Raw genomic sequence first — 23399 nt, 5'->3', positions numbered from 1 at the left:
ATTTACTTTGATAATTCAGCTTTGCATTTGCAAAGGTGTATTTTGAATATTACTCATAAATAAATAACTTCTTCATTTAATGGACCTTATTTCAATTATCAGCGTTAACTACAACCAGCCTGAGGTTACCGTGCAGTTCCTTAAGTCGATAAAAAGCAATGCTAATTATGACAATGTAGAAGTTATATTAGTTGATAATGGCAGTAAGGAAGATCATAAACTTAAATTTATAGAAGAGTATCCGGGTCTGATTTATATTCGATCTGAAGAAAATCTGGGCTTTGCCGGAGGGAATAATTTAGGTATTAAACAAGCTAAAGGCGATTTTTTACTTTTTTTGAATAACGACACAGAAATAAGTGATAACCTGCTGCACGAACTGAGTAATGAGTTGAAATTGAATAATAATATCGGAATGATCTCGCCTTTGATATTATATTATGAGCAGCCAGACATTATTCAATATGCAGGGTTTACAAAAATGAATTACATCACTTGCCGCAACAGTGGTGTTGGAAGTATGGATAAAAATGTTGGTCAGTACGATAATGTAAGCCAGCCTACTTATTATTTTCATGGGGCTGCAATGATGTGCAGAAAATCAGACCTTGATACGGTTGGTACGATGGAAGAGAACTACTTTTTATATTACGAAGAATACGATTGGTGTGAAAAGTTTAAGCGTGCAGGTAAAATAGCCTGGTTTACAGGTAAAACCAAGATATATCATAAAGAATCAATAAGTGTAGGTAAGGTAAGTAAAATCAAAACTTATTTCATGACACGAAATAGAATGTTGTTCATAAGGAGGAATACATCATTTGCTAATAATGCACTGTTCACACTTTACTATCTTTTGTTTGCCGTTCCAAAACAGGTTCTTAAGTATATAAAATCGGGCCGAAAAGATCTGATCATCTGGGTATACAAGGGAATTGCCTGGAACTTTAAAAATTCACGTGTTAGTTCAAATTTAGGAATCGATTTTTGATTTAATTACGCAATCCTGATAAATTGATTATATATTCGTTAAATTATTATTTTTGAGTTGTACTAATAATTGACATCAAACTATGTATTAATATCTGCTTTTTATCAAATTAAGAGTGAAATTGAGTTATCATTTACCATATTTTATTCACTCATCCGGAAAGATAACTTATTGCAAAATTAAACGTATCAATGGTTAACAAAGTTATCCGTTATTACTAAACATAATCATAATAATTTGAGCCGCAATCTGGAAAACCTTATAACACCAATTGATTTTAATCCGTTTAACGGTCCTGAAATATCGTTAATCGCTCCTGTTACCGAACCTCAGGCTGAAATATGGTCTTCCTGTGTAATTGGTGGCAATGATGCAAATCGTGCATATAACGATTCAGTATCATTGTTATTGACGGGGGATTTAAATTTAAACGCCATGCTGGATTCATTGCAACAGCTGGTTAATTTACATGACGCACTTCGTTCTACATTTAGTCCTGATGGTAAAAGTATTTGTATCACTGAATTCTTAAATGCAAATGTTAATTATCAGGATATTTCTGGCCAGAATACTCAGGGTCAGCAACATTATATTGATCAGTATTGCGAAAGTGTTGCCTTAGCCCCATTTGATTTAATTGCGGGGCCGTTATTTAAATTATCGTTATTTAAGTTAAGCGATTACAAACATTACCTAACCATAACTGCTCACCACATTATTTGCGATGGATGGTCAATAGGGGTTTTAATTCAGGATTTAAGCTTTTTATATAATCGGAATATTGGGAAAGGCAACCATTCCAACATCCCCGGATCACTATTTAGTAAATATGCTGCCACACAGTTTACAACATCCAAGATAATTGAAAGTAACCTGGCAGAGCAGTATTGGATAAAGCAATTTGTAGGGAGCGATTTTTTGATGAACCTGCCAACTGGTTATGTTAGGCCGGCTCTGCGTACATATAAAAGCAAAAGAGAGGATTTTGTACTAAAAGGTGAACTTGAGGGGCCGTTAAGAAACCTTAGCAAAAAAACAGGTTGCAGTTTTGTAACCATTTTATTTGCAACTTTTGAGGTTTATATGCAGCAGGTAACCGGTCAGGATGAAATCATTATAGGCTTGCCAGCTGCCGGTCAGTTGGTTGATGATAATTATAATCTGGTAGGGCATTGCGTTAACCTGCTTCCCTTAAGAAGTTATCCCAAAGGCGAAAGTTCATTTGTTAGTTACCTTAAAACCCGGCAAACAGCTATGCTTGATGCTTATGAGCATCAGATGTGTACGTTTGGAAGTTTATTAAAAAAACTTGATCTGCCGAGAGATTCTTCACGGGTACCTTTGGTTCCCGTTGTATTGAATATTGACAGCGGTATGGGTACTGGAGTTAATTTTGAAGACCTTGATTTTAAAATTGTTACCAGCCCTCGTGAATACGAAACCTTCGAGATTTTTCTGAATATAACTGATACCATCGGGGCAATAAAGTTTGAGTGGTCATATAATACCCAACTTTTCAGTTCGGCAACAATTAAAAAAATGATGGCCGAATTTGAATATTTGTTATCTCAGGTAACAAGTACCCCTGAAATTTTAATTGGGAAGATTCAGTTCAGGAACAATGAAGAAATTCACCGGCAGATAGCAGCCTGGAACAATACGCAAAGTAATTATCCAAAGCAGAGGTCACTGCATGAAATTATAAGTAATAAGGCAAATGAAGTTGCGGATAAAACGGCTTTAAAGTTTGGCGATGAGGAAATTAGCTATGCTGTAATGAACAAAAAGTCTGATCAGCTGGCGGGTTTACTAATTAAAAAAGGTTTAAAAAAAGGCGATAAGGTGGCGCTTGCCGTAAACCGGTCTGCCAATATGGTTATAGCATTGTTAGGTATTATAAAGGCAGGAGGGGTATACGTTCCTGTCGATCCTAACTATCCGCTTAATCGTGTTACCTACATGATCTCTGATTCTCAATCAGTTTTCCTGATAACCTCCGAGCAATATAAAGGATATTTTCAGGCAGAAAGTGAGGAGTTGATCCTGGAAGAGATATTAGCTGGTCTTGAAACAGACTCTGAACCTATAAATTTAGCAAAGGTAAATCCTACTGATTTAGTTTACATCATCTATACTTCGGGCTCAACAGGCTTACCAAAAGGAGTGCAAATAGCTCATTATAATTTGGTAAACTTTTTATACAGTATGCTTGAAAAGCCAGGTTTAAGTGCTGATGATAAATTGCTGGCAGTTACCACTATAAGTTTTGATATTGCCGGGCTGGAGCTTTTTTTACCACTTATAACCGGCGCTACGGTAGTAATTGCTGATGCCGAAACTGCAAAGGATGGCAGGGCATTATTGAGTTTAATAAAAGAGCAGCAAATAACCGTAATGCAAGCCACGCCTTTTACCTGGCGAATGATGATTGAAACGGGCTGGAGGGATAAATTGAACCTGAAGGTGATTTGCGGTGGTGAGTCCTTACCACTTGACTTGTCAAAAAAAATCATTGAACGCACAACTTCTCTTTGGAATGTTTATGGGCCAACTGAAACAACTGTGTGGTCAACCTTGAGCCAGATTACCGGAGAAGAAAAAAATATCAGCATTGGGCGTCCTATCGCAAATACTTCAATATATATAGTTGATAAATATTTGAGGCTGTGTGCACCGGGTAAAGTGGGAGAGATATGTATTGGTGGAGATGGTGTTTCTGCTGGTTATTATAACAAGCCCGAATTAACTGACGAAAAGTTTGTAACCGATCCGTTCAGTATTGATGGCAAGGGTAAAATGTACCGCACCGGAGATTTGGGTAAGTTTGACTATGATGGTGAATTGCAGTATGAAGGTCGTATAGACTCACAAATTAAAATTCGTGGGTTCCGGATCGAGACTGCGGAAATAGAACATCATATCACCGAATTTAATGGTGTTAAACAGTCGGTTGTTATAGCCAGGAAAGATCAGTCGCAATCAGATCAATTGGTTGGATATATCGTGATTGAAAAAAATACTGATCATTTTGATGAGTCGAAATGGTTAGATTCCTTACGCTATTCCTTAACGCTTGTATTGCCAGACCATATGATCCCGGTTGAATTTGCAATTGTTGATGATATACCACTTACACCCAATGGTAAGATAGACAAAAAAGGTTTAGCTAAAGTATCAACAAAATCGGCATTAGCACCCAAAGCTTACATTCCGCCGAGAACAGATATCGAAAAATTAGTAGCAGATATTTGGTCGGAATTTTTAGGCATTGAAAAGATCAGCATAAACGACAATTTTTTCAAGTTGGGAGGGCATTCATTAATTGCCATTCAAATCATGACCAAGATAGAAAAGGCAACAGGAAAAATATTACCGCTTGCTGCTCTTTTTGAAAACTCAACCATAGAAAAACTGGCATTGACACTGGGAATGGATGGGCATTCGATACTTTGGGACTCTTTAGTGCCTATTAAACCCAACGGATCAAAAATACCGTTGTATATAGTACATGGCGCAGGACTGCACGTGTTGTTGTTTAACGCCCTTGCTATAAATATTGATAATGAACAGCCCATATACGGTTTGCAGGCAAAAGGCCTTAATGGTATAGATACCCCACTTGACAAAATTGAGGATATTGCGGCCCATTATATTGCCAATATCATGGAACAAAATCCCCACGGACCCTACGCTCTTGCAGGTTATTCATTTGGCGGGATTATTGCTTTCGAGATGGCGCGCCAGTTAAGAGCCGTGAATAAAGAGGTTACCATGTTAGCAATGTTTGATACTTATGCCTACCAATCTGATAAATATTACCCCTGGTTTATTAAAATTCCTGGAAGAATATTATTGTTGTTGAAACAAGTGATTTATATAACAATACAACTTTTTGTTAAGTTCAAACAAACCCGTGAACACTTAAGCACCCTATTTAAAAGATCAATGACTAACCTTTCCTGGTTCTTTAAATCGAAGGATGGGGCAGAGCAACCCGGATTTTATGGTTATCCTAATAAAATAGATCAGTTGAATAACAAAGCATGGGAAGATTATAAGATTAAGCCACTTGATATAGAGATAGATCTGTTCAGGGCTGAGGAAAGGACATTTTACCTTGGCGATTTTAAATACTTAGGATGGAAGCCTTATGCTGAAAAAGGTGTAAATATTCATAATATACCCGGAGATCATGGTTCTATATTTTTGCCGGAAAACGCGGTGAAATTTGCAAGTATTTTACAAGAAGTACTTAATGAAACCGGAAAAAAGTAATCAAAAAAGATGTGCCCTTCGCAAAGCATAATAATGTTTGTTTCATTTAATCAATTAACAATAAGCGGTAACAAAATCATGTATTTATAAGTATAAAGAATGGATTTTGCCATGTTCTGATTACCTATCAAAATAAAATGTTTTAACCCGGATGCCATATTTAAGCACCAAAATAATCTCAAAATACATCTAACATAAACTTTATGAAAGTTCTTACTTTTCTTTTTTTTATAACGTTTTCCCTTATTGGTTTTCAAATTCATGCACAAGAAACAGTTATTGATCAAGTGAATTATGATTTGCTCGATAAATATATACGCGCCGCAAAAGATTATTACCCGCGCAAAAAAATATTAGAAGCTAAGGTTGAAAGTGCTAAAACGGCTATCCCATTAAGTGTGGTGTCTTACTTTGATATTTTTAACGCCACCTATTTTTACAGACCCGATAACAATACTGTTATTTCAACACCTGGTACAGGAAATATAAATCCTTATTCTGTTAACGGATTTCAATTTGGTGTCAACTTTAATATTGGCACATTTTTACAAAAGCCATTTGCTAACAGAAAGGCTAAAGCCGAATACAAAGTTGCTCAGTTAGAATCTGAAGAATATGATCATACATTGGAGCTTGAGGTTAAAAGGCGCTATTATAATTACATACAACAGTTAACTCAGCTAAAAATAAACACACAAAGTGTTCAGGATAATAAGAATGTTGCTGATAACCTTCTGCACAAGTTTGAAAAAGGTGAAATATCATTAGATATATATAACCAATCGAGAATAAACCTGGTTACGGCCAACACCGCCAAAATTCAATCAGAAGTGAATTTTCTTTCGGCTAAAGACGCTTTAGAAGATATAATCGGCAAACATTTATCAGAAATAAAATAAGATATTAATACACAAGTTGAATGGATTTAAAAGACTATCTCAAAAAATATAAGTGGCTAATTATCATTGTTCCATTAGTTACATTAATAGCTACATTTTTTAAAGTTAAGGACTTAGCACGGCAGTACAGCTCAGAGGCTTTAATATCAACAGGTTTAGTTGATCAATCAAAACAGATTGCAACTGAGCAGAATATGGATTATTTTAAAATAAGCCAGCAGTTTTCAAATATCATCGAGAAGATCAAATTAAAGAAAGTTTCAAGTATGCTTTCTTACAGCCTGATCATCCATGATCTTGAAAATCCTGAAAAACCATTTAAAAAGTATTCTAAAAAGATGGATTCTTTGTCTACAACACAAAGAACCCAAGCCATAGCGCAATTTAAGGAGAAGCTGCTAAACAGGGAGATATTAGCACTTTCAGATACTGGTAGTAATAATTTATATGATCTGGTAGCCTCAATGGGCTATGATCAAACTTCAATCAATAAGGAACTTAGTATTGAGCGCCAGGATAACAGCGATTTTATAAGTGTGGGCTATACCTCCGAAAATTCTGCTTTGTCTGTGTTTGTAGTGAATACCTTAACTACCGACTTTATTGATAATTATACACGTGATGTTCAATCTAATCAAGGTACTTCAATTTCCTTACTTGATTCGCTGTTAAGGAAAAAACAGGCTGTGATGAACGAGAAAAATGCCGCGTTAAAACAATTTAAATCTTCAAACGGAGTAATCAATTTAGATAAACAATCTGAAATTGCGTTTACGCAAATATCAGCTGCTGAAGATAGAAAAGCTCAAGCTTTAAGAGAAATTCAGGCAAATCAGGCCGCCATAACTTCAATAGATCAAAAGTTGAATGGAAAAGATCCTTATCTGAGTGGAAATACTGTTTCTGAAAACCGGGAGATCATTGATTTGAATCGCCAACTAACCACCGCTAATAACAGATATGTTGATGGGAATTTTAAAGCCGCAGACAAAAGGCGTGTAGATTCGTTATCAAGCCTCTTAAATATAAAAACTTCCAGGATATCGGACAATAATTCAGTTGACCCTCGTGCTAACAAGCAAAGCTTAATAACACAACGAACAACCTTACAGATAGCGTTGGATCAGGCCAAAGGAAGTATCAACTCAATTAATAAGGAACTGGCACAATTAAGAGCACAGTATAACAGCATGGTTCCGTTTGATGCAGGTATCCAAAATTACGAAAGGGATGCAGAATCGGCCACTAAGGATTATATGGGTGCTTTAGATCAGTATAATCAAACCAAAACGACGCAATATATAGGCCCTAAATTAAATATTTCACAGCTTGGACTTATTGGCAAGCCTGAGCCATCAAAAAAGTTCATTTACCTGGGTTTATCGGGTTTTGCCAGCTTTTTCTTATGCTTTATGGCCGTTGTGGTTTTATTTTTTCTTGATAACAGCATAAACAATACAGATCAATTAGTTAAGGCAACTAATTATCCGGTGCTGGGTAGTATTGATCTTATTCCATTTAACGGTAAAACGATTAAAAGCATTTGGAATGAAGCGGGTATTGATAACGCCTCATTTAAAAATTCGCTCCGTTCTTTAAGGCTCGAAATCTCAAATATTATTGAACATGACGACGCTAAGATCGTCGGTATAACCAGCATAGTACCGGGAGAGGGGAAATCATTTGTTTCATCAAGCCTGGCGTATGCTTTTGCCATGACCGGAAAAAGAGTTTTACTTGTTGGTGGCGAGAACGAACTTATTGAAAACAATAACGTAAAAGAACTAATGGTCAAAAACAACTTCGTGACTTTTCTTGAAAAGAGGGAGTTTCAGGTTGATGATCTGATAACAGTAGTTAGCAAAACCGATAGTAATACTTCATTATTGGAGATTCAGACATCGGAGAATCTTCGGGCAGGTTTTAAAATGCTTAAGAAAGAGTTTGATATTATTATTGTTGATATAAATTCCTTGCAGGAAGCAAATGTTGCCAAGGAGTGGCTGCAGTTTACTGAAAAGAACATTGCTGTATTTGAAGCAGGAAAAACTATAACAGATAAGGAGAAAAATCTCTTAAATTATTTGAAGGAGCACCAGGGATTTGCGGGTTGGGTTATTAATAAAGTTGTACCTGTTTAATTATAAAAAGTTAATAAGATGCCGTTTGAAATTTTTGCTATTCCGGCTTTAGTTTGTTTTGTTTTGGGATTTGTGAATGGTTTAAGGAAAAATAAACTATAGTTAATATTCTGGCTATGTCGATTGTTTCACGTATAAAGTCTAATCCTGCATTAAAAAAAATAGCGCACGGATTGTTAGTGCCCAAATATGAACACCGGCCCAGGTTTTGGATCAGGGCTTTTGTTAACCCATTTTTTCATAAGAAAGGAAAAAATACAATTGTCAGAAGGAGTGCCAGAATGGATGTATTTCCTTATAATAAATTTGAAATGGGAGAACAATCTGTAATCGAATCTTTTGCTACCGTAAATAATGGTGTGGGTGATGTAACTATTGGTAAACAAAGCATCGTGGGGATGGGGAATGTGATCATTGGGCCAGTAAGTATCGGAAACGAAGTTATGTTGGCTCAAAATATAGTTATATCTGGATTAAATCATGGTTATCAGGATGTTACAATCTCTCCAAGACAGCAAAAGGAAGTTTGTAAGCAAATAATTATAGGCGATGATGTTTGGATAGGGGCAAACGCCGTAATTACTGCAGGAGTAACTATAGGTAAACACAGTGTTATAGGTGCAGGAAGCGTTGTGACAAAAGATATACCTGAGTTTTCGGTAGCGATTGGCAACCCGGCTAAGGTTGTAAAAAAATACAACTCCGTTACTGAACTGTGGGAAAAATGCAACTAATAGCTTAAATCCCTGCGTTAATCACGGAGAAAAGCTAAAATCAAATTAATACTATTGATCCTTATATGGCGGATAAAAAAATTCAGTTCAACAATGACATTGTAATAATAGGTCAGCAACCCTGGGATACTGAAATTGGAAGTAATTGTAAAAACATTGCTCTGGAATACAGCAAAACCAACAGAGTATTATACATCAATTCGCCTTTGGATAGAATAACACATGTAAAAAGTAACGACGATCCTAAAACTCAGAAACGTTTAAATATCATCCGGAAAAAAGAGGATGGACTGATCAAGATAAAAGATAATTTATGGACCTATTATCCTGATTGCATGGTAGAATCAATCAACTGGATCAATAATGATTTCATATTTAATCTGATCAATAAGATTAACAATTACAGATTATCCAAATCAATAAAACGAGCATTTGGGAGGTTGAACATCAAAAGCTTTGTTCTTTTTAATGATAGTGAAATTTATAAAGGGTTCTTTTTAAAAGAATTTTTAAAACCGAAACTAAGTGTTTACTATTCAAGAGATTACATTATAGCCGTAGAATACTGGAAAAAACACGGTGAAAAGTTTGAACCACTATTGATCAAAAAGGCTGATTTATGTTTCAGCAACTCTGCTTATTTAGAAGATTATTGCCGTAAATATAATTCAAACGCTTTTGATGTTGGTCAGGGTTGCGATTTTGACCTGTTTGAGAATGTGAGCGATGAGCTTCCTGATGATGTTAAATCAATAAAAGGTCCAAGGATTGGCTATGTAGGAGCATTGAACAGCCAGCGTTTATCAATTGACATTATAGCTGATATTGCTTTAGCATTACCAGACCATAACATCGTGTTAATAGGTCCTGAAGATGATAATTTTAAAGCAAGTAAGCTTCATCAAATAAGTAATGTGATTTTCCTGGGCCAAAAACCGTTGGAAATGCTTGCCCAATACATAAACAGTTTTGATGTGTGTATCAATCCCCAGGTTATCAATGAACTTACTATAGGTAACTATCCACGAAAAATTGATGAATACCTGGCTTTAGGAAAACCTGTAGTAGCTTCAAACACTAAGGCCATGAGCATTTTTAAGGATTACGTTTACCTGGCGGATGATAGTAAAGCATATATTATGCATATTAAGAAAGCTTTAAATGAAAACAATGAAGCAGTGATTAATGAAAGGAAAAAATTTGCTTTTCAGCATACCTGGGAGAACTCAGTGAAATTAATGTCGGACAAAATCATTCTTGAACTTAACAAAACCAGGGCTAATTAATTTAACTCATCAATTAAAAATATTTATATGTCGTTTTTGCTGATAGTTGTATACATCCTTGAATTATACATCCTGATACATTTATTAATGCCATTCTTTTTGTTTCTGATCGGTAAGTTCAATAATAAAAAGAACGATGCTTATGCTCCGCAATTACGTGAAGCTGATTTTGGGATTATTGTTACCGCTTACGAGCAAATTGATCTGCTACGCGGTGTAGTAAACTCTATCCTGCACTTAAATTACAGGAACTATCTTATTTATATTGTGGCCGATAATTGTGATATATCTAATTTGAAGTTTTTTGATGACAGAGTTATAGTGTTACGGCCCGAAACAGTGCTTGCGAGCAATACTAAATCGCATTTTTATGCAATTGAACGCTTCAAAAGACCTCATGAAATTCTTACTATTATTGATAGCGATAACTTAGTTCATCAGGATTATCTGACGGAGCTCAACAGAATGTTTTTTCAAGGTTACCAGGCTGTTCAGGGTGTACGTGAAGCCAAGAATCTCAATTCAAATTATGCTTGTCTTGATGCAGCTGGTGATATTTATTACAGATATATAGACAGGGAATTGTTATTCAACGCCGGATCATCAGCTTCCTTAGCAGGATCGGGTATGGCATTTGATGTAAAGCTATATCGTGACTGTATGGAAAGCATGCAATTTTCCGGTGCCGGTTTTGATAAAATTTTACAGTACGAATTGCTTAAAAGAAAGCTTACAATAGCTTTTTCACAAAAAGCCATTGTATATGATGAAAAAACTGCTAAATCAGAGCAATTAGTTAAACAACGTGCACGCTGGATAAACACCTGGTTTAAATTTTTTGGTTTAGGTTTAGGGCTGTTCGCAAAAAGCATTATTAATTTTAACTGGAACCAGTTTCTTTTTAGCCTTATGTTAATGCGGCCGCCGCTTTTCATCATGATCATATTATCTGCTTTGGCCTTTGTTTTCAACCTGATCTTTAGTCCCCTGCTTTCGATAGCCTGGGTCGTAGCCGGAATATGTTTTATCTATATATTTTATCATTCGCTGTCTTATTTTAAGGCAGACCAGCGTATCATGAAATCACTTAAAAGCATCCCTAAGTTCTTTTTCTATCAAGTACTTGCTTTAACCAAGGTTTTCAAGGCAAATAAACTTTCAGTGGCTACCAAACATGACCAGGATTTGTCTATAGACGAGTTTAAGGAACAAAAATAACCATCAACCTATTGTCAGGACCGAAATATGTCGTCAAAAAAAATAAAGATATTACAAACAATTCGTCAGGGAAAAATTGGTGGTGGAGAAACGCATGTACTCGATCTGGTGGGTACATTAAACGATGATCGTTTTGAATCAGTAGTGCTTTCGTTTACAGATGGCCCCATGGTTGATAGGATGAAGAGCCTCGGTATTAAAACATATGTAATTCATACTGAAAAAGCTTTTGATTCAAGTAAGAATGCCGAGGTGAAAAAAATTATGGAGGCTGAAAAAATAGATATAGTTCATGCCCATGGAACCCGTGCCAATTCAAATACTTATAAAAGCGCAAAAGAGCTATCAATACCTATAGCATATACTGTACACGGCTGGTCGTTTCATAAGGATCAAAACGTGATCGTTAGAAATTTAAGAATCTTGGGTGAAAGATTTTTAGTTAAAAATTCTTCCATGACAATTTGTGTTTCTGACAGCAATTTGCGCGAGGGCAAAAGTCATTTCCCTATTAAAAAAGCACAGGTCATAAAAAATGCGGTTAACCAAGATAGGTTTAATGTTAGTGCTAAATACGACGATTTAAGAGGGGAGTTGGGAGTAAAAGATGATGAGGTATTAGTTGGATATATTGCCAGGATAACCAAGCAAAAAGATCCGTTTACACTTATCAATGCAATAGCGCTGTTAAAAGATCAAAAGAAAATTAAATTCCTGATCGTGGGCGATGGTGATCTTGGAGAAGAAGCCAGGGGTTTAGCTGAAAAATTAGGATTATCGGATCAAATTATATTTTTAAACTTCAGGCAGGACATCCCCAATATTTTAAACGCTATTGATATCTATTGCTTACCCTCATTATGGGAAGGACTACCAATAGGTATACTGGAGGCAATGGCCATGCATAAAGCTATTATTGCTACAGATATTGATGCAAACAAAGAGTTAGTGCAGGACGGAGTGACTGGTTTATTGGTGCCTATAAAATCGCCGGAATTATTAGCAAATGCATTTAAGTCATTGGCGGCGGATAAAACACTTAGAGAAAAATTAGGTCAGAATGCAGGCATCGCTATAAACCGGGATTTTAATTTATTGAAAATGACACAGGAAGTTGAAAAGGTTTATACAACCCTGAGCAAATAAGTATTCCCTGTTTGGTTAATTACTATATAGTAATCATTGTTGAATTATATGAGAAAGTAATGAATAGAAGGAGATTTACTAAAAATATTTTAATTGCCGGTGCACTTGGGCTTACTTCATATCCTATTTTTAAATGGGTATCCATCAATAAAAATGTAAGTCCCGATGCTTTTAGGCCTTATGCTAATTTAATTGATGAGCTTGCAGAAACCATTATTCCCAGAACCGATACTCCGGGAGCGAAGGACGCAAAGGTAGGCAGCTTTATTACCAAAATGCTGGTATCATGTACAGACAACAGAACACAGAATATTTTTTTACAAGGGCTTAACGATTTGGAAGAGTATGCTCATGATAAATATAATCACTCGTTTTTAGAATGTAGCAAAACTGAGCGATTGGCCACGCTTGAGCATTTTGAGCAAAAATCAACATATCGTTTTAATGTGTTAAACAAGATCGAAAATAAGTTTATAGGGCTTCCTTTCATCTTAAACTTAAAAAGACTCACAGTTCAAGGGTATTGTACTTCGCAAGTTGGTGTCACCAAGGGCATGGCTTATGAACTTATTCCGGTACATTTTCAAGCCTGTATTCCTTTAACACCCGGTCAAAAATCCTGGGCAACTAAATAGCTATATGAATATAATAGGTAACGCCAAAAAAGAGGTCAGCTATGACGCCATTGTAGTTGGATCGGGAATCAGCGGTGGCTGGGCGGCTATGGAGCTTTGTAAAAAAGGATTGAAAACATTGGTACTTGAACGAGGCCGAAATGTTGAGCACATTAAAGATTATCCCACGGCAATGTTAAGCCCATGGGAATTTGAGTTTGGGTTGAGTCTCACCACAAAAGAAATACAACAAAGCCCCATTCAATCGCAACTTACAAACGCTGGTAATCAACACTTTTTTGTTAATGATACCGAGCACCCTTATATTCAGGATAAACCCTTTAACTGGCTCAGAGGCTACCAGGTTGGTGGTCGTTCATTAACATGGGGAAGGCAATGTTACAGGTGGAGCGATCTTGATTTTGAAGCTAACTTAAAAGATGGAACTGCTATAGACTGGCCCATTCGCTATAAAGACATTGAGCCATGGTACAGTTATGTAGAGAAATTTATCGGTGTAAGCGGAAGCCATGAAGGGTTAGCACAATTGCCTGATGGTTCTTTTTTGCCCCCAATGGAATTAAATTGTATTGAAAATCATTTGGCCGATTCGCTGCGGAAAACACCGGATCGTTTGCTGACCATTGCACGTGTGGCTAACCTTTCGCAAGTTTGGGATTCACGCGGGCCTTGTCAAAACCGTAACCTGTGTACCAGGGGATGCCCGTTTGGAGGGTATTTCAGTAGTAACAGTTCAACTATACCGGCTGCTTTTAAAACTGGAAACCTAACTTTAAGACCATTTTCTATAGTCTCTGAAGTTATATATGATGAGCATACACAAAAAGCTAAAGGGGTGCGTGTAATTGATCAGCAAACCAAAGAAACGTTTGAATATTTTGCTAAAATAGTTTTTATTAATGCCTCAACCATCAATACAGCTGGCTTACTGCTAAATTCAAAGTCGAACCGTTTTCCTAATGGTTTGGGAAATGATAGTGGTGAACTGGGGCATAATTTAATGGATCATCATTCCTCTGCCGGTGCATGGGGCGCTCATCCGGGTTTTCAAGATATGTATTATAAGGGCAGAAGACCCTGTGGATTCCTGATACCCAGATTCAGAAACCTGCATCAGGATAAAAATTCAGGGTTTTCGAGAGGGTATAATCTTCAGGGACATGGCGAAAGAGCAGAATGGCCTGATAGGATTGACAGCAAAGGTTTTGGAAATGATTTTAAAACCAAGATCACTACTCCGGGGCCATGGACAGTATGGATGGCCGGCTGGGGTGAGTGCTTGCCATATCATGAAAACAAGATAACACTGCATTCAGATAAAAAAGATAGCTGGGGATTGCCTGTCATAGCTGTTGATTTTTCATTTAAAGAAAATGAGAACAAAATGATGGAAGATATCAAAAAAACATCCGGCGAAATGCTCGAAGCTGCCGGTTTTAAGGATATCAATATTTTTAACTATTCGCACCCGGGTGGTACAACTGTTCATGAAATGGGAACAGCCCGGATGGGCAGAGATCCTAAAACGTCGGTACTTAATGGTAATAATCAAATTCATGACGTAAAAAATGTCTTTGTTACCGATGGTAGTTGCATGACATCGTCAGCTTGTCAAAATCCATCACTTACATATATGGCACTTACTGCAAGGGCTTGCGATTATGCAGTAAGTGAATTGAAAAAAAATAATATCTAAATACCGCGGATTAACTGATATTAATATAGCGGTTCTAATAATTATAATAAAACATACATGCCTTCGATAAAAAAGTTATTAGCTCCCTTCAAAAATATCCACTTCCAATCGTTGATGGGAAATGGTGTAATGGCAGTGTTTGGGCTTTTAACCATCACGGTATTGTATCGCACTTTATCCGTAAAAGATATAGGTGTATACGTTTTCTTTATAACCATAGTCACGTTGATTGATACGTTTAAAACAGGCTTTTTGAATAATTCATTCATTAAATTTTACACCGGCACAACGCGGGAAGAGGGTAAGGTGATAATAGGTTCGGCATGGTGTCTGGCCATTGCAATTACCAGTGGTTTACTTATTGTAAATGCCTTAGCTTTTTTCTGGTATTCGTTTAAGAACGACCAGGAGATGCTGATGTTCTTGAAATACTTTTTCATTATAACTATAGCCACGCTTCCATCTTACATGTCAAACCTGATAGTTCAGGGCGATAAACGTTTTGACAGGTTGCTATGGCTTAAGCTTATTAATCAGGTTTTATTCACCGGGGCTGTAATTGTACTTGCAGTGCTGCACAAGGCAACTTTAACATCTGTTATTTACTGTTACATTGCTGGTAACATTGCCGCTGGCCTAACAGCTATTTTATTTAACTGGACAAGGATTGAAACCATCAAAAGTGCCTCAAAAAATTACATATTAGAAATTTACCATTTTGGTAAATATAGTATGGGCACCACGGTTAGTTCCAATTTTTTCAAAGTAACAGATGTTTTTTTTATCAATTTTTTTCTCGGGCCTGCTGCACTTGCTGTTTATAATTTGGGAGGGCGCCTGTTACAGATCATCGAAATTCCGATTGCCAGTTTTGTAGCATCGGGTTTGCCGGGCTTTTCGGGCTACTACAACAACAAACTCTATGATGACATGATATACATGATGAAAAAGATGATCGGAATGTTGTCTGTTGCCATATTTGCTATAACGCTTGTATGTGTAATATTTGCCGAACCTATAATAGGATTAATAGGTGGCGCGAAATACTATCATACGGAAGCCCCGAATTTATTCAGAATTTTCATGACCATAGCAATACTTTATCCCGCCGATCGATTTTTTGCAGTGGTATTGGATGTGATACATCAACCCAAGATCAATTTTTATAAAATTCTGGTTATGCTGACCGTGAATTTATTGGGTGATTATATTGGGTTAACATTATATAAATCAATTTACATTGTAGTAGTAGTGAATGTTTTTCCTGTTTTGGCAGCTATAATAATATCTTATTTTCCTTTGAATAAATTTTACAAGTTTAATTTCTGGGATATATATATTGTTGGTTATAAGGAAATTATATTGGTATTAACACGCGTTAGAGGTATGTTATCAGCAAAAATGGCAAAAGAGTAATTGTTTATATGAACAAGGAAATTTTAATATTGATCTCAGTTCTCTATTTAATGGTCGTTGGGAACAAAAGTGTTCAGGCGTATAATGAGAACAACCCAAGCCATTCGGTAAAAGGTCAGGATAAACTTGAAATTAAAGAACAGCGCGTTAAAGAGATCAGTATAGACGATCTGCATAGCATATTTAATGCAGAGGATACTTATTATAAAATTAGTCCCGGCATTATCACTTCACGAGTAACTATCAACGGTGCCAAGAATTGTACATTTGATTTTCAAAACGGAGTAACATTCAAAACCGCGGATATTGGTATTTCTTTGAAGGGAAAGATCAAAGGTTTGGTATTAAAAAACTTTAGCACGGAAGGCTGTAAACAATATCAAATTTCTGTTGAGGGGTGGTCTAATGTACATTTTAGTCCTCATGACCCCGATACTTATATTGATGATCTGCAATTGATCAATATACACTCAGATCACGCAGCAGATCATGCTTATCTTTTTAATGCTCCCGGTGGTTTTGATAAACAAGGTTTACGGGGAGTGATCAGAGGGTTTGTGATGAAAAACTGTTCATTCAAAAACTCACCTTCGGGTTCAACAGTTTGTTATTTGGGCTCGGGTGAAAATTATCTTATCCAGGCAAATGAGATTGATAATATAAATAGTGCCAATAACAATCACAATGGTATTTTCTGGTTATGTGGTAATGGTTCTTTTATTGGTAATAAGGTAACAAACAGCCAGGGACAAATGGCTCGTTTTTGGCTGTATTCGCACAGCAGACGACAATCAGTTACCGTACGTGATAACATAGATTATAACATCATAAAGTATTCTGCTTTTGAATTGCAGGCAAACAATGGTCTTTTAGGATGTGATAGTTTTTTACCGGCTGATGCTTATGTTTATAATAACACAGCAATAAGTTTGGGTACACATGTAACTGCACCCATTATAGATGCTCAAATGCTTGATTTGTATGCCACAGGAGGAAATCTGACTTACTACAATAATTTGGGTGCTAATCTTTATAAGGCAAATGGTTATCCGATAACTGATATGATAAATTACGAAGGGGGAGGGAATGTATTGAAAAACGTTAAAAACGTTTATAAGCCAAAAGCAACTATGATTGTTACCGATCTGGTTAAATTTAAATCTAAAATTCTCGGGGTAGGAGCTGACCGAAATAAATTAACCCGTTAATCAAAAATTTTTGATTAACGGGTTAACAGCATATTAAACTTTTTCTTTTTGAAATAAGGCTGGTACAGTTCCTATGATAATTCTAAGATCTAACCATATTGAATAATTTTGAGCGTAAAAATTATCTAATTTCTTTCTTTCACGCTCAGACATATCTTCTTTTCCTCTTTTACTTACTTGCCACAAACCGGTTAATCCAGCAGGGCCCAGGAAACGCATTGACCATTCGTTTGAGGTTAGCATTTCAGCCTCATAAACAGGTAACGGACGATTGCCAACTACAGACATATCACCTACTAATATGTTGAATAATTGAGGTAATTCGTCAAGGCTGGAGTTACGTAGAAAATTACCCAGCTTTGTAATACGCGGATCATTCTTGATCTTCACAAATGCAGCTTTATTTGCTCCGCCTTCTGCAGCGTATTGATTGTTTTCGGTTGATAATTTAGCTAACAACTGATCAGCATCCGTGCGCATTGATCTGAACTTGTAAAAGTTAAATATTTTGTATCCGGTACCAACCCGCTTGCTCTTATAAAAAACAGGGCCTTTTGAATCTAATCTGATCGCAATTGCTACAAGCAAAAGTAACGGCGACAAGGTGATTAGCATACAACTTGAGATCAATACATCTATAATGCGTTTTCCCAACGGCATTTTATATGTTGTATCAACTTCTTTTGAAAGCTCAAGCAATTTTGGTTTAATTAGTTTAAAGGTAACCAAAAAGTTAAGCCGCTCACGTAAATCATCCAGGGAAAATGGAAGACTGTAAATATCATGCACTTTTAATTCAACAGCCTTACTCCTTAGGGTTTTGTCATTTTTAGATGAAAGTAAAACGATGATCAACCCGTTTAGCAGGAAGCTTTTCTTTACTTCCTGTACAAATGATATATATTTTCCTTCGGTGTCAACTTCAACCAGGATAATATCAGGTAGGGTTAAAATAGATTGATTACCAAGATATTCACTTAATTCTGCAATAGAATTATTATAAACTATATTGAATCCACTATTTAAACCGGTGGAAACCATATTCTTTAATTCCTGACCTGCGTAGGCTACCCTGATGTTTGCACCCAGGTTTTCATTCCAACCTACAGTTTGATTATTCATAGTCATGTTATAATAATTGGTTAATGGCGGTTTTTAAATCATTGGGCTTAAATGGCTTTTGCATGTAAGCATCAATTTTAATAGGCATCTTGCTGATCTGTTCAGGAAGGTCATGTGCTGCCGATAGTAACATTACAGGAATATCACGATAGAAGCCACTGATTTTAACGTTTTTAACAAATGATTGACCATCAAAATAAGGCATTTGCAAATCGGCAATTATAACTTCCGGCATATTGCCTTCATCAAGCCATTTGAATGCGTCTATACCATTATTTTTAACCACCACCTCATAATCTTTTTCTAATATAAAGTTGAGTAACTTTAATATGCCTAAATCGTCATCAACAATCAGTAAGGTTTTTTTCATCTGTGTTTGGTTATTACCTAATTAATAAAGTGAATTAAAAGCGTAAAAATGATTAAAAAGTTTGATTAGTTTCTTTCGTTGATCAGTTTAAATCTTAACCTTTTACGTTAAAGTTGTATCACATGTTTGCTTTTGAAACCAGAATACTTCAACTTTAAACTCATTTGAATAATGATATTCAATTATTATACCGAAAGTAAATTGATATTGCTTTTTAAGATATTTTTGAGGTTTTCACCTTATAAGCAACTCTGTGGGGCAAAAAAGGGATATATAAAAGCTATTATATACCCATATGTGTGTAATTAATGGTTATTGTGATATGTATATGTGAGGAATTTATTCCCACTTGGGGAATAAATTAGCAACACAAAGGTTAAATAATAGGCAATTCAGTATTTGCCCCAAAAGAAACTTTATTCATCATGTTGCTCAATAATTGAAAGAATATTGCCCGCCGGGTCATTAAACCAGGCTATGGTGGGGTCGTCATCACCACTCTTTAATATGCCTCTTTCATCTGTTTTAAATTCCGGCTGGTTGTAAACAATAAATTTCACACCACGCTGAGTTAATTCGTCTACAGTTTGTTCTACACTATTTACCGGGAAATTTAGGATTGTAAAAGTAGCTGGAACATGATTAGGCTTTGGATAAATTAAAATAATGTTATCCTTAGTGATTTCAAGGTTAAGTAATTGAGGCATATGTTTATCCTCGTAAATATTGAGCCCCAATATTTCACCATAAAACTCTTTGGCTTTTTGCAGATCATTAACCGAAAAGCCACTAAATGCTTTGTTACTTTCTATCATAATACAAAGTGTTATTAATTGAAAATTAATAAGAGTGATTTTTGTTTCATGGTTTTTGTGTTAATCAGGCAGAACTTCTGCATAGCATATTCTGATTGTTTGGAGTTATAAATGCTCATACTATGCTAAAACACAATATGAGCACTCTTTTATATTCACAGGTGATAAATTATTTTACAGCAAACAGACTTATATAATTTTTACGATACGCATAGGCCAAAAACAAGACACCTAAAAGCAAGGCTATCACCGTTGGAAGGCTTTCTGGACCTAAAAAGGCATGGAAGAAAACAATGTTCACCATAATGGGGAATAATACTACCAGCGCAAGTGCTACAAATCTGCCGGTAATAAGTGCTATGGCACATACCAGTTCTGTTATTTTTATCAGCGGTATAAGGTAAATTGATGCGTTTACGCCATCCATAAATACTTTAATATTTCCTTTTAGTTGGGGTTGGGGCACCAATTTAAAAAGCACCACTACTGACGAAAACAGGAACAGCAGACCAACAAGAATTCGAACAACAATTACAGCAATTTTCATGATTTATAATATTTGAAATTTATTATTTAATGGTTTTTTAGCTGCTCATACCTTTTCCAGAAATAGTAGGTTATAAACATAATAACCAGCATGACCAGCGGGGGGATCAATAAACCGAAACCATCTCCTGCAAATGCTCTTGAGGCAACAGCTCCAATAAAATTGAACGCAAAGCCTGCATACGCCCATTCTTTTATAGTGTTGAATTTAGTTTGTAATATGGCTAATGCACCCAATAGTTTGGCAACTCCAAAAATAATGAGCGCGTACATGGGGTAACCCAGATGCAGCAATACATCTTTCCCTGCCTGCTGTTGGGTTATACCGCCGTAGCTATCAGCCAGCATGGCTAAAGCAAATAAAATGGTTAATATCCAGTAAGTGATGCTGATGGTTTTCGGTTTCATATTTATTGAAGGTTTATATTAATTATTGTTCAATAGGGCAATCCATCATCCACTGAACGCCAAACTGATCACTAAGCATTCCAAAATAGCTTCCCCATGATGATTTATCAAATGGTACGAGGACTTTTCCACCCTGTGAAAGAGCTTTAAATAAATTGCCAGATTCTTCCACAGTCCCACCATTTATAGAGATGGAATCGCTGTTGCCGCGAGTCAGGGTTTTAGCCATTTCGCCTATCATATCTGTAGCCATTAACATATTACCCTGGCCAATAGGAAGGGCTATATGCATTATCTTATTTTCATCTGTTGGTGTCGAGTCGCAGGTTTCGCCCATGTCTTTATAGCGTATTACCAATGTAAATTCGCCACCAAAAACTGATTTATAAAAGTTAAAGGCCTCTTCGGTGTTCCCTGCAAAATTCAAATAAGGGTTAATTGTTATCATTTTCTTTAAATTTAAGTTTATAATTGATTTACTGTTAGTTGTGGATGCACTAAGCTATCCATTTATTTGTTAATCAAATTTACACGGATTGAGTAGCATCGAAAAGGGGGGAATACGACACATTTAGGGGCCAATTATGACATTCTATTCGTCAGTGTCCTAAATCATACCAATATTATTTTTTGCCTCCGTTCTTTTTAATATGTTAGTGAAATGATAGAGACATTTGCCAGCAAAATAATTGCATTTAATCAGCAGCTTGATTTTAAGGGCGTTTTACCAAATGGGATAAGTATCATGAATCCTTATAAAGATGGCGGACCTGCATTATCAGTTTCTACACAATTTTACAATAAGTATTTTAATGATCGGCATCCCCGGCATTTAATATTAGGTATCAACCCTGGTAGGTTTGGCTCAGGCTCAACCGGTGTTGCCTTTACCGATCCTAAGCGATTGGTAAGCGAGTGTGGTATACCTTTCAATGGCCCTGTAACCCATGAACCATCATCTGCTTTTGTTTATGAAATGATACATGCGTTTGGAGGCGTAAAAGAGTTTTATGAGCGATTTTATATCCATTCCGTTTGTCCCTTAGGTTTTACCATAACCGGTAATAAGGGTAAAGAGGTGAATTATAATTATTATGACATGCCCGAATTGCAGAAAGCGGTATATCCCTTTATCATCGAGAATATTCAAAAACAGTTAGATAATGGTTTTGAAACCGATATTTGTTATTGTTTCGGTACCGGTAAAAACGAAGCGTTTTTACGTAAACTAAACGCCGAAAAGAAATTCTTCAAACAAATTATAGCACTTGAACATCCTCGCTATATTATGCAGTACAAAGCCAAAACCAAACAGGATTATATTGCAAAATACATGTTGGAATTAAGCAAGGCCATGATATAATACTATTTGGTGCTGATATCCCGTTTGTGATCATCGGGCTCTTTACCTGTGGCATGATAGTTACGGATAAAATCAGCCAACTGCTTTAGCTCAAAGTCAGTAAGTTCAGTTCCACCCGAATAGTGATAGCTATCATCTTTGCTATCAAGGAAAATAGCACCAAGATAACCTTTATCAAAGGTTTTAGGACTATCAATATCCCGGTACAGTTTATAGGTGCCTGCATTGTTGGCACCTGTTTCAGTTCTATTAACATCCGCCGGGTCAATGGCTATATTAATATGAGAGCCGTCCTGTTTTTTTACTCCGAATGTAACGCCGCTGGTGATCATCGCAACTTATTTTTATATAAAGTAGACAATGATCAGGTTTAATTGTTTTTGCCCCATTAGTAATTGGGCAAACGTTTTAATTATTACATAAATTAGCTATATGATTAGTACTTATGATATGCTTTTGCGGCTGTTTTTAGCGGCTTTGTTAGGCAGTATAATAGGATGGGAGCGCGAACGCAGGCATTGGACCGCAGGCTTGAGAACACATATGCTGGTAAGCCTTGGGTCGGCATTGATCATGTTGGTTTCGGCTTATGGTTTCCAGGATGTAGTAGGTAAGCCTGGGATATCACTTGATCCTTCAAGAGTGGCCGCGCAGGTTGTGAGTGGAATTGGTTTTTTAGGCGCGGGAACTATATTTTTTCTGCGGAACGAAGTTGTAAAAGGGCTTACTACCGCAGCCGGCTTGTGGACGGTTGCTGGTATCGGTTTAGCCGTGGGAGGCGGTTTGTATATTGAAGCTATTAGTGCAACCGCTATAGCCCTGATCATTTTAGCCGTATTTAAACCGTTTGAAGATAGAATTTTCAAAAAGAACAAGTATCGGAATATCAGGATGGTGCTTGATCAGCACAAAGCTGATTTTGTAGCAATAGAAAATGTTTTAATTAACCATAATATTCCCTTTAAAGAAATTGGCCTTACCGCCGCTAATGAGGGTAGCGATGAGATCAGGATCACTATTCAAAAACAATTTACGGAGCAGGAACGTGTAATGACCGTAATTGCTGAATTGAAAAAGATAAATGGAGTAAATAGTGTTGACTTTTTAAGCTGATCATTTGCCTCAAAAAC

The 23399-nt window shown here is 36.3% G+C and carries 21 protein-coding genes; 14 read left to right on the top strand and 7 right to left on the bottom strand.

What is annotated here, in order from left to right:
• Positions 1–79 precede the first annotated feature (79 nt).
• The 12 genes from QWZ01_RS07830 to QWZ01_RS07775 all read left to right on the top strand — a co-directional run bounded on the left by QWZ01_RS07830 (position 80) and on the right by QWZ01_RS07775 (position 17645).
• Positions 80–991, top strand: a complete 912-nt coding sequence (locus QWZ01_RS07830; protein WP_290322747.1) for a glycosyltransferase family 2 protein — start codon at positions 80–82, stop codon at positions 989–991.
• A 237-nt stretch (positions 992–1228) separates the two neighbouring features.
• Positions 1229–5266 carry a non-ribosomal peptide synthetase gene (locus QWZ01_RS07825; protein ID WP_290322746.1) on the top strand — a complete coding sequence of 1346 codons (4038 nt, stop codon included), beginning with the start codon at positions 1229–1231 and terminating at the stop codon, positions 5264–5266.
• A gap of 203 nt (positions 5267–5469) precedes the next feature.
• Positions 5470–6165, top strand: a complete 696-nt coding sequence (locus QWZ01_RS07820) for a TolC family protein (RefSeq protein ID WP_290322745.1) — start codon at positions 5470–5472, stop codon at positions 6163–6165.
• Positions 6166–6185: 20 nt separating this feature from the next.
• Positions 6186–8306: an exopolysaccharide transport family protein gene (locus QWZ01_RS07815; protein WP_290322744.1), complete on the top strand. Its 2121-nt coding sequence runs from the start codon at positions 6186–6188 to the stop codon at positions 8304–8306.
• Between the two features lie 311 nt (positions 8307–8617).
• Positions 8618–9040, top strand: a complete 423-nt coding sequence (locus QWZ01_RS07810; protein WP_290322743.1) for an acyltransferase — start codon at positions 8618–8620, stop codon at positions 9038–9040.
• A 65-nt stretch (positions 9041–9105) separates the two neighbouring features.
• Positions 9106–10326, top strand: a complete 1221-nt coding sequence (locus tag QWZ01_RS07805; RefSeq protein WP_290322742.1) for a glycosyltransferase — start codon at positions 9106–9108, stop codon at positions 10324–10326.
• A 27-nt stretch (positions 10327–10353) separates the two neighbouring features.
• Positions 10354–11544 carry a glycosyltransferase gene (locus tag QWZ01_RS07800; RefSeq protein ID WP_290322741.1) on the top strand — a complete coding sequence of 397 codons (1191 nt, stop codon included), beginning with the start codon at positions 10354–10356 and terminating at the stop codon, positions 11542–11544.
• A 27-nt stretch (positions 11545–11571) separates the two neighbouring features.
• The gene (locus QWZ01_RS07795) at positions 11572–12690 is read left to right on the top strand and encodes a glycosyltransferase family 4 protein (RefSeq protein ID WP_290322740.1); all 1119 of its coding nucleotides are present in this window, start codon (positions 11572–11574) and stop codon (positions 12688–12690) included.
• A gap of 59 nt (positions 12691–12749) precedes the next feature.
• Entirely contained in the window at positions 12750–13325 is a 576-nt protein-coding gene (locus tag QWZ01_RS07790) for a gluconate 2-dehydrogenase subunit 3 family protein (protein WP_290322739.1), read from the top strand.
• 4 nt (positions 13326–13329) lie between these two features.
• Positions 13330–15021: a GMC oxidoreductase gene (locus QWZ01_RS07785; RefSeq protein WP_290322738.1), complete on the top strand. Its 1692-nt coding sequence runs from the start codon at positions 13330–13332 to the stop codon at positions 15019–15021.
• 57 nt (positions 15022–15078) lie between these two features.
• On the top strand, positions 15079–16437 hold the full coding sequence (locus QWZ01_RS07780; RefSeq protein ID WP_290322737.1) for a lipopolysaccharide biosynthesis protein: 1359 nt from the start codon (positions 15079–15081) through the stop codon (positions 16435–16437).
• 8 nt (positions 16438–16445) lie between these two features.
• Positions 16446–17645 (top strand): hypothetical protein, encoded by a 1200-nt coding sequence (locus QWZ01_RS07775; protein WP_290322736.1) that lies wholly within the window; start codon positions 16446–16448, stop codon positions 17643–17645.
• Positions 17646–17678: 33 nt separating this feature from the next.
• On the opposite strand, the gene QWZ01_RS07770 is transcribed toward QWZ01_RS07775, so the two are convergent.
• The 6 genes from QWZ01_RS07770 to QWZ01_RS07745 form a co-directional block, all read right to left on the bottom strand.
• Entirely contained in the window at positions 17679–18767 is a 1089-nt protein-coding gene (locus tag QWZ01_RS07770; RefSeq protein WP_290322735.1) for a sugar transferase, read from the bottom strand.
• Positions 18768–18774: 7 nt separating this feature from the next.
• The gene (locus QWZ01_RS07765) at positions 18775–19137 is read right to left on the bottom strand and encodes a response regulator (RefSeq protein WP_290322734.1); all 363 of its coding nucleotides are present in this window, start codon (positions 19135–19137) and stop codon (positions 18775–18777) included.
• A gap of 416 nt (positions 19138–19553) precedes the next feature.
• A complete protein-coding gene (locus QWZ01_RS07760) occupies positions 19554–19952 on the bottom strand; it encodes a VOC family protein (RefSeq protein ID WP_290322733.1) in 399 nt (132 codons plus the stop codon).
• A gap of 169 nt (positions 19953–20121) precedes the next feature.
• Positions 20122–20499, bottom strand: coding sequence for a DoxX family protein (locus QWZ01_RS07755; RefSeq protein WP_290322732.1), 378 nt, complete (start codon positions 20497–20499; stop codon positions 20122–20124).
• 26 nt (positions 20500–20525) lie between these two features.
• A complete protein-coding gene (locus tag QWZ01_RS07750) occupies positions 20526–20906 on the bottom strand; it encodes a DoxX family protein (protein WP_290322731.1) in 381 nt (126 codons plus the stop codon).
• A gap of 22 nt (positions 20907–20928) precedes the next feature.
• Positions 20929–21354 carry a VOC family protein gene (locus tag QWZ01_RS07745; RefSeq protein ID WP_290322730.1) on the bottom strand — a complete coding sequence of 142 codons (426 nt, stop codon included), beginning with the start codon at positions 21352–21354 and terminating at the stop codon, positions 20929–20931.
• A 213-nt stretch (positions 21355–21567) separates the two neighbouring features.
• Between QWZ01_RS07745 and QWZ01_RS07740 the strand changes: the two genes are divergently transcribed.
• Positions 21568–22269: a uracil-DNA glycosylase family protein gene (locus tag QWZ01_RS07740; RefSeq protein ID WP_290322729.1), complete on the top strand. Its 702-nt coding sequence runs from the start codon at positions 21568–21570 to the stop codon at positions 22267–22269.
• Positions 22270–22271: 2 nt separating this feature from the next.
• Here the strand turns inward: QWZ01_RS07740 and QWZ01_RS07735 are convergent, their stop codons facing one another.
• Positions 22272–22601, bottom strand: a complete 330-nt coding sequence (locus QWZ01_RS07735; protein WP_290322728.1) for a hypothetical protein — start codon at positions 22599–22601, stop codon at positions 22272–22274.
• 100 nt (positions 22602–22701) lie between these two features.
• Here QWZ01_RS07735 and QWZ01_RS07730 point away from each other — a divergent pair, with 100 nt between their 5' ends.
• A complete protein-coding gene (locus tag QWZ01_RS07730; RefSeq protein ID WP_290322727.1) occupies positions 22702–23382 on the top strand; it encodes an MgtC/SapB family protein in 681 nt (226 codons plus the stop codon).
• Positions 23383–23399: the final 17 nt, after the last annotated feature.

The sequence above is a fragment of the Mucilaginibacter aquaedulcis genome, from assembly GCF_030409325.1.
Classification (GTDB): Bacteria; Bacteroidota; Bacteroidia; order Sphingobacteriales; family Sphingobacteriaceae; genus Mucilaginibacter; species Mucilaginibacter aquaedulcis.
The sequence above is the reverse complement of the archived record's forward strand: the minus strand, read 5'-3'. Positions and strand labels throughout refer to the sequence as shown.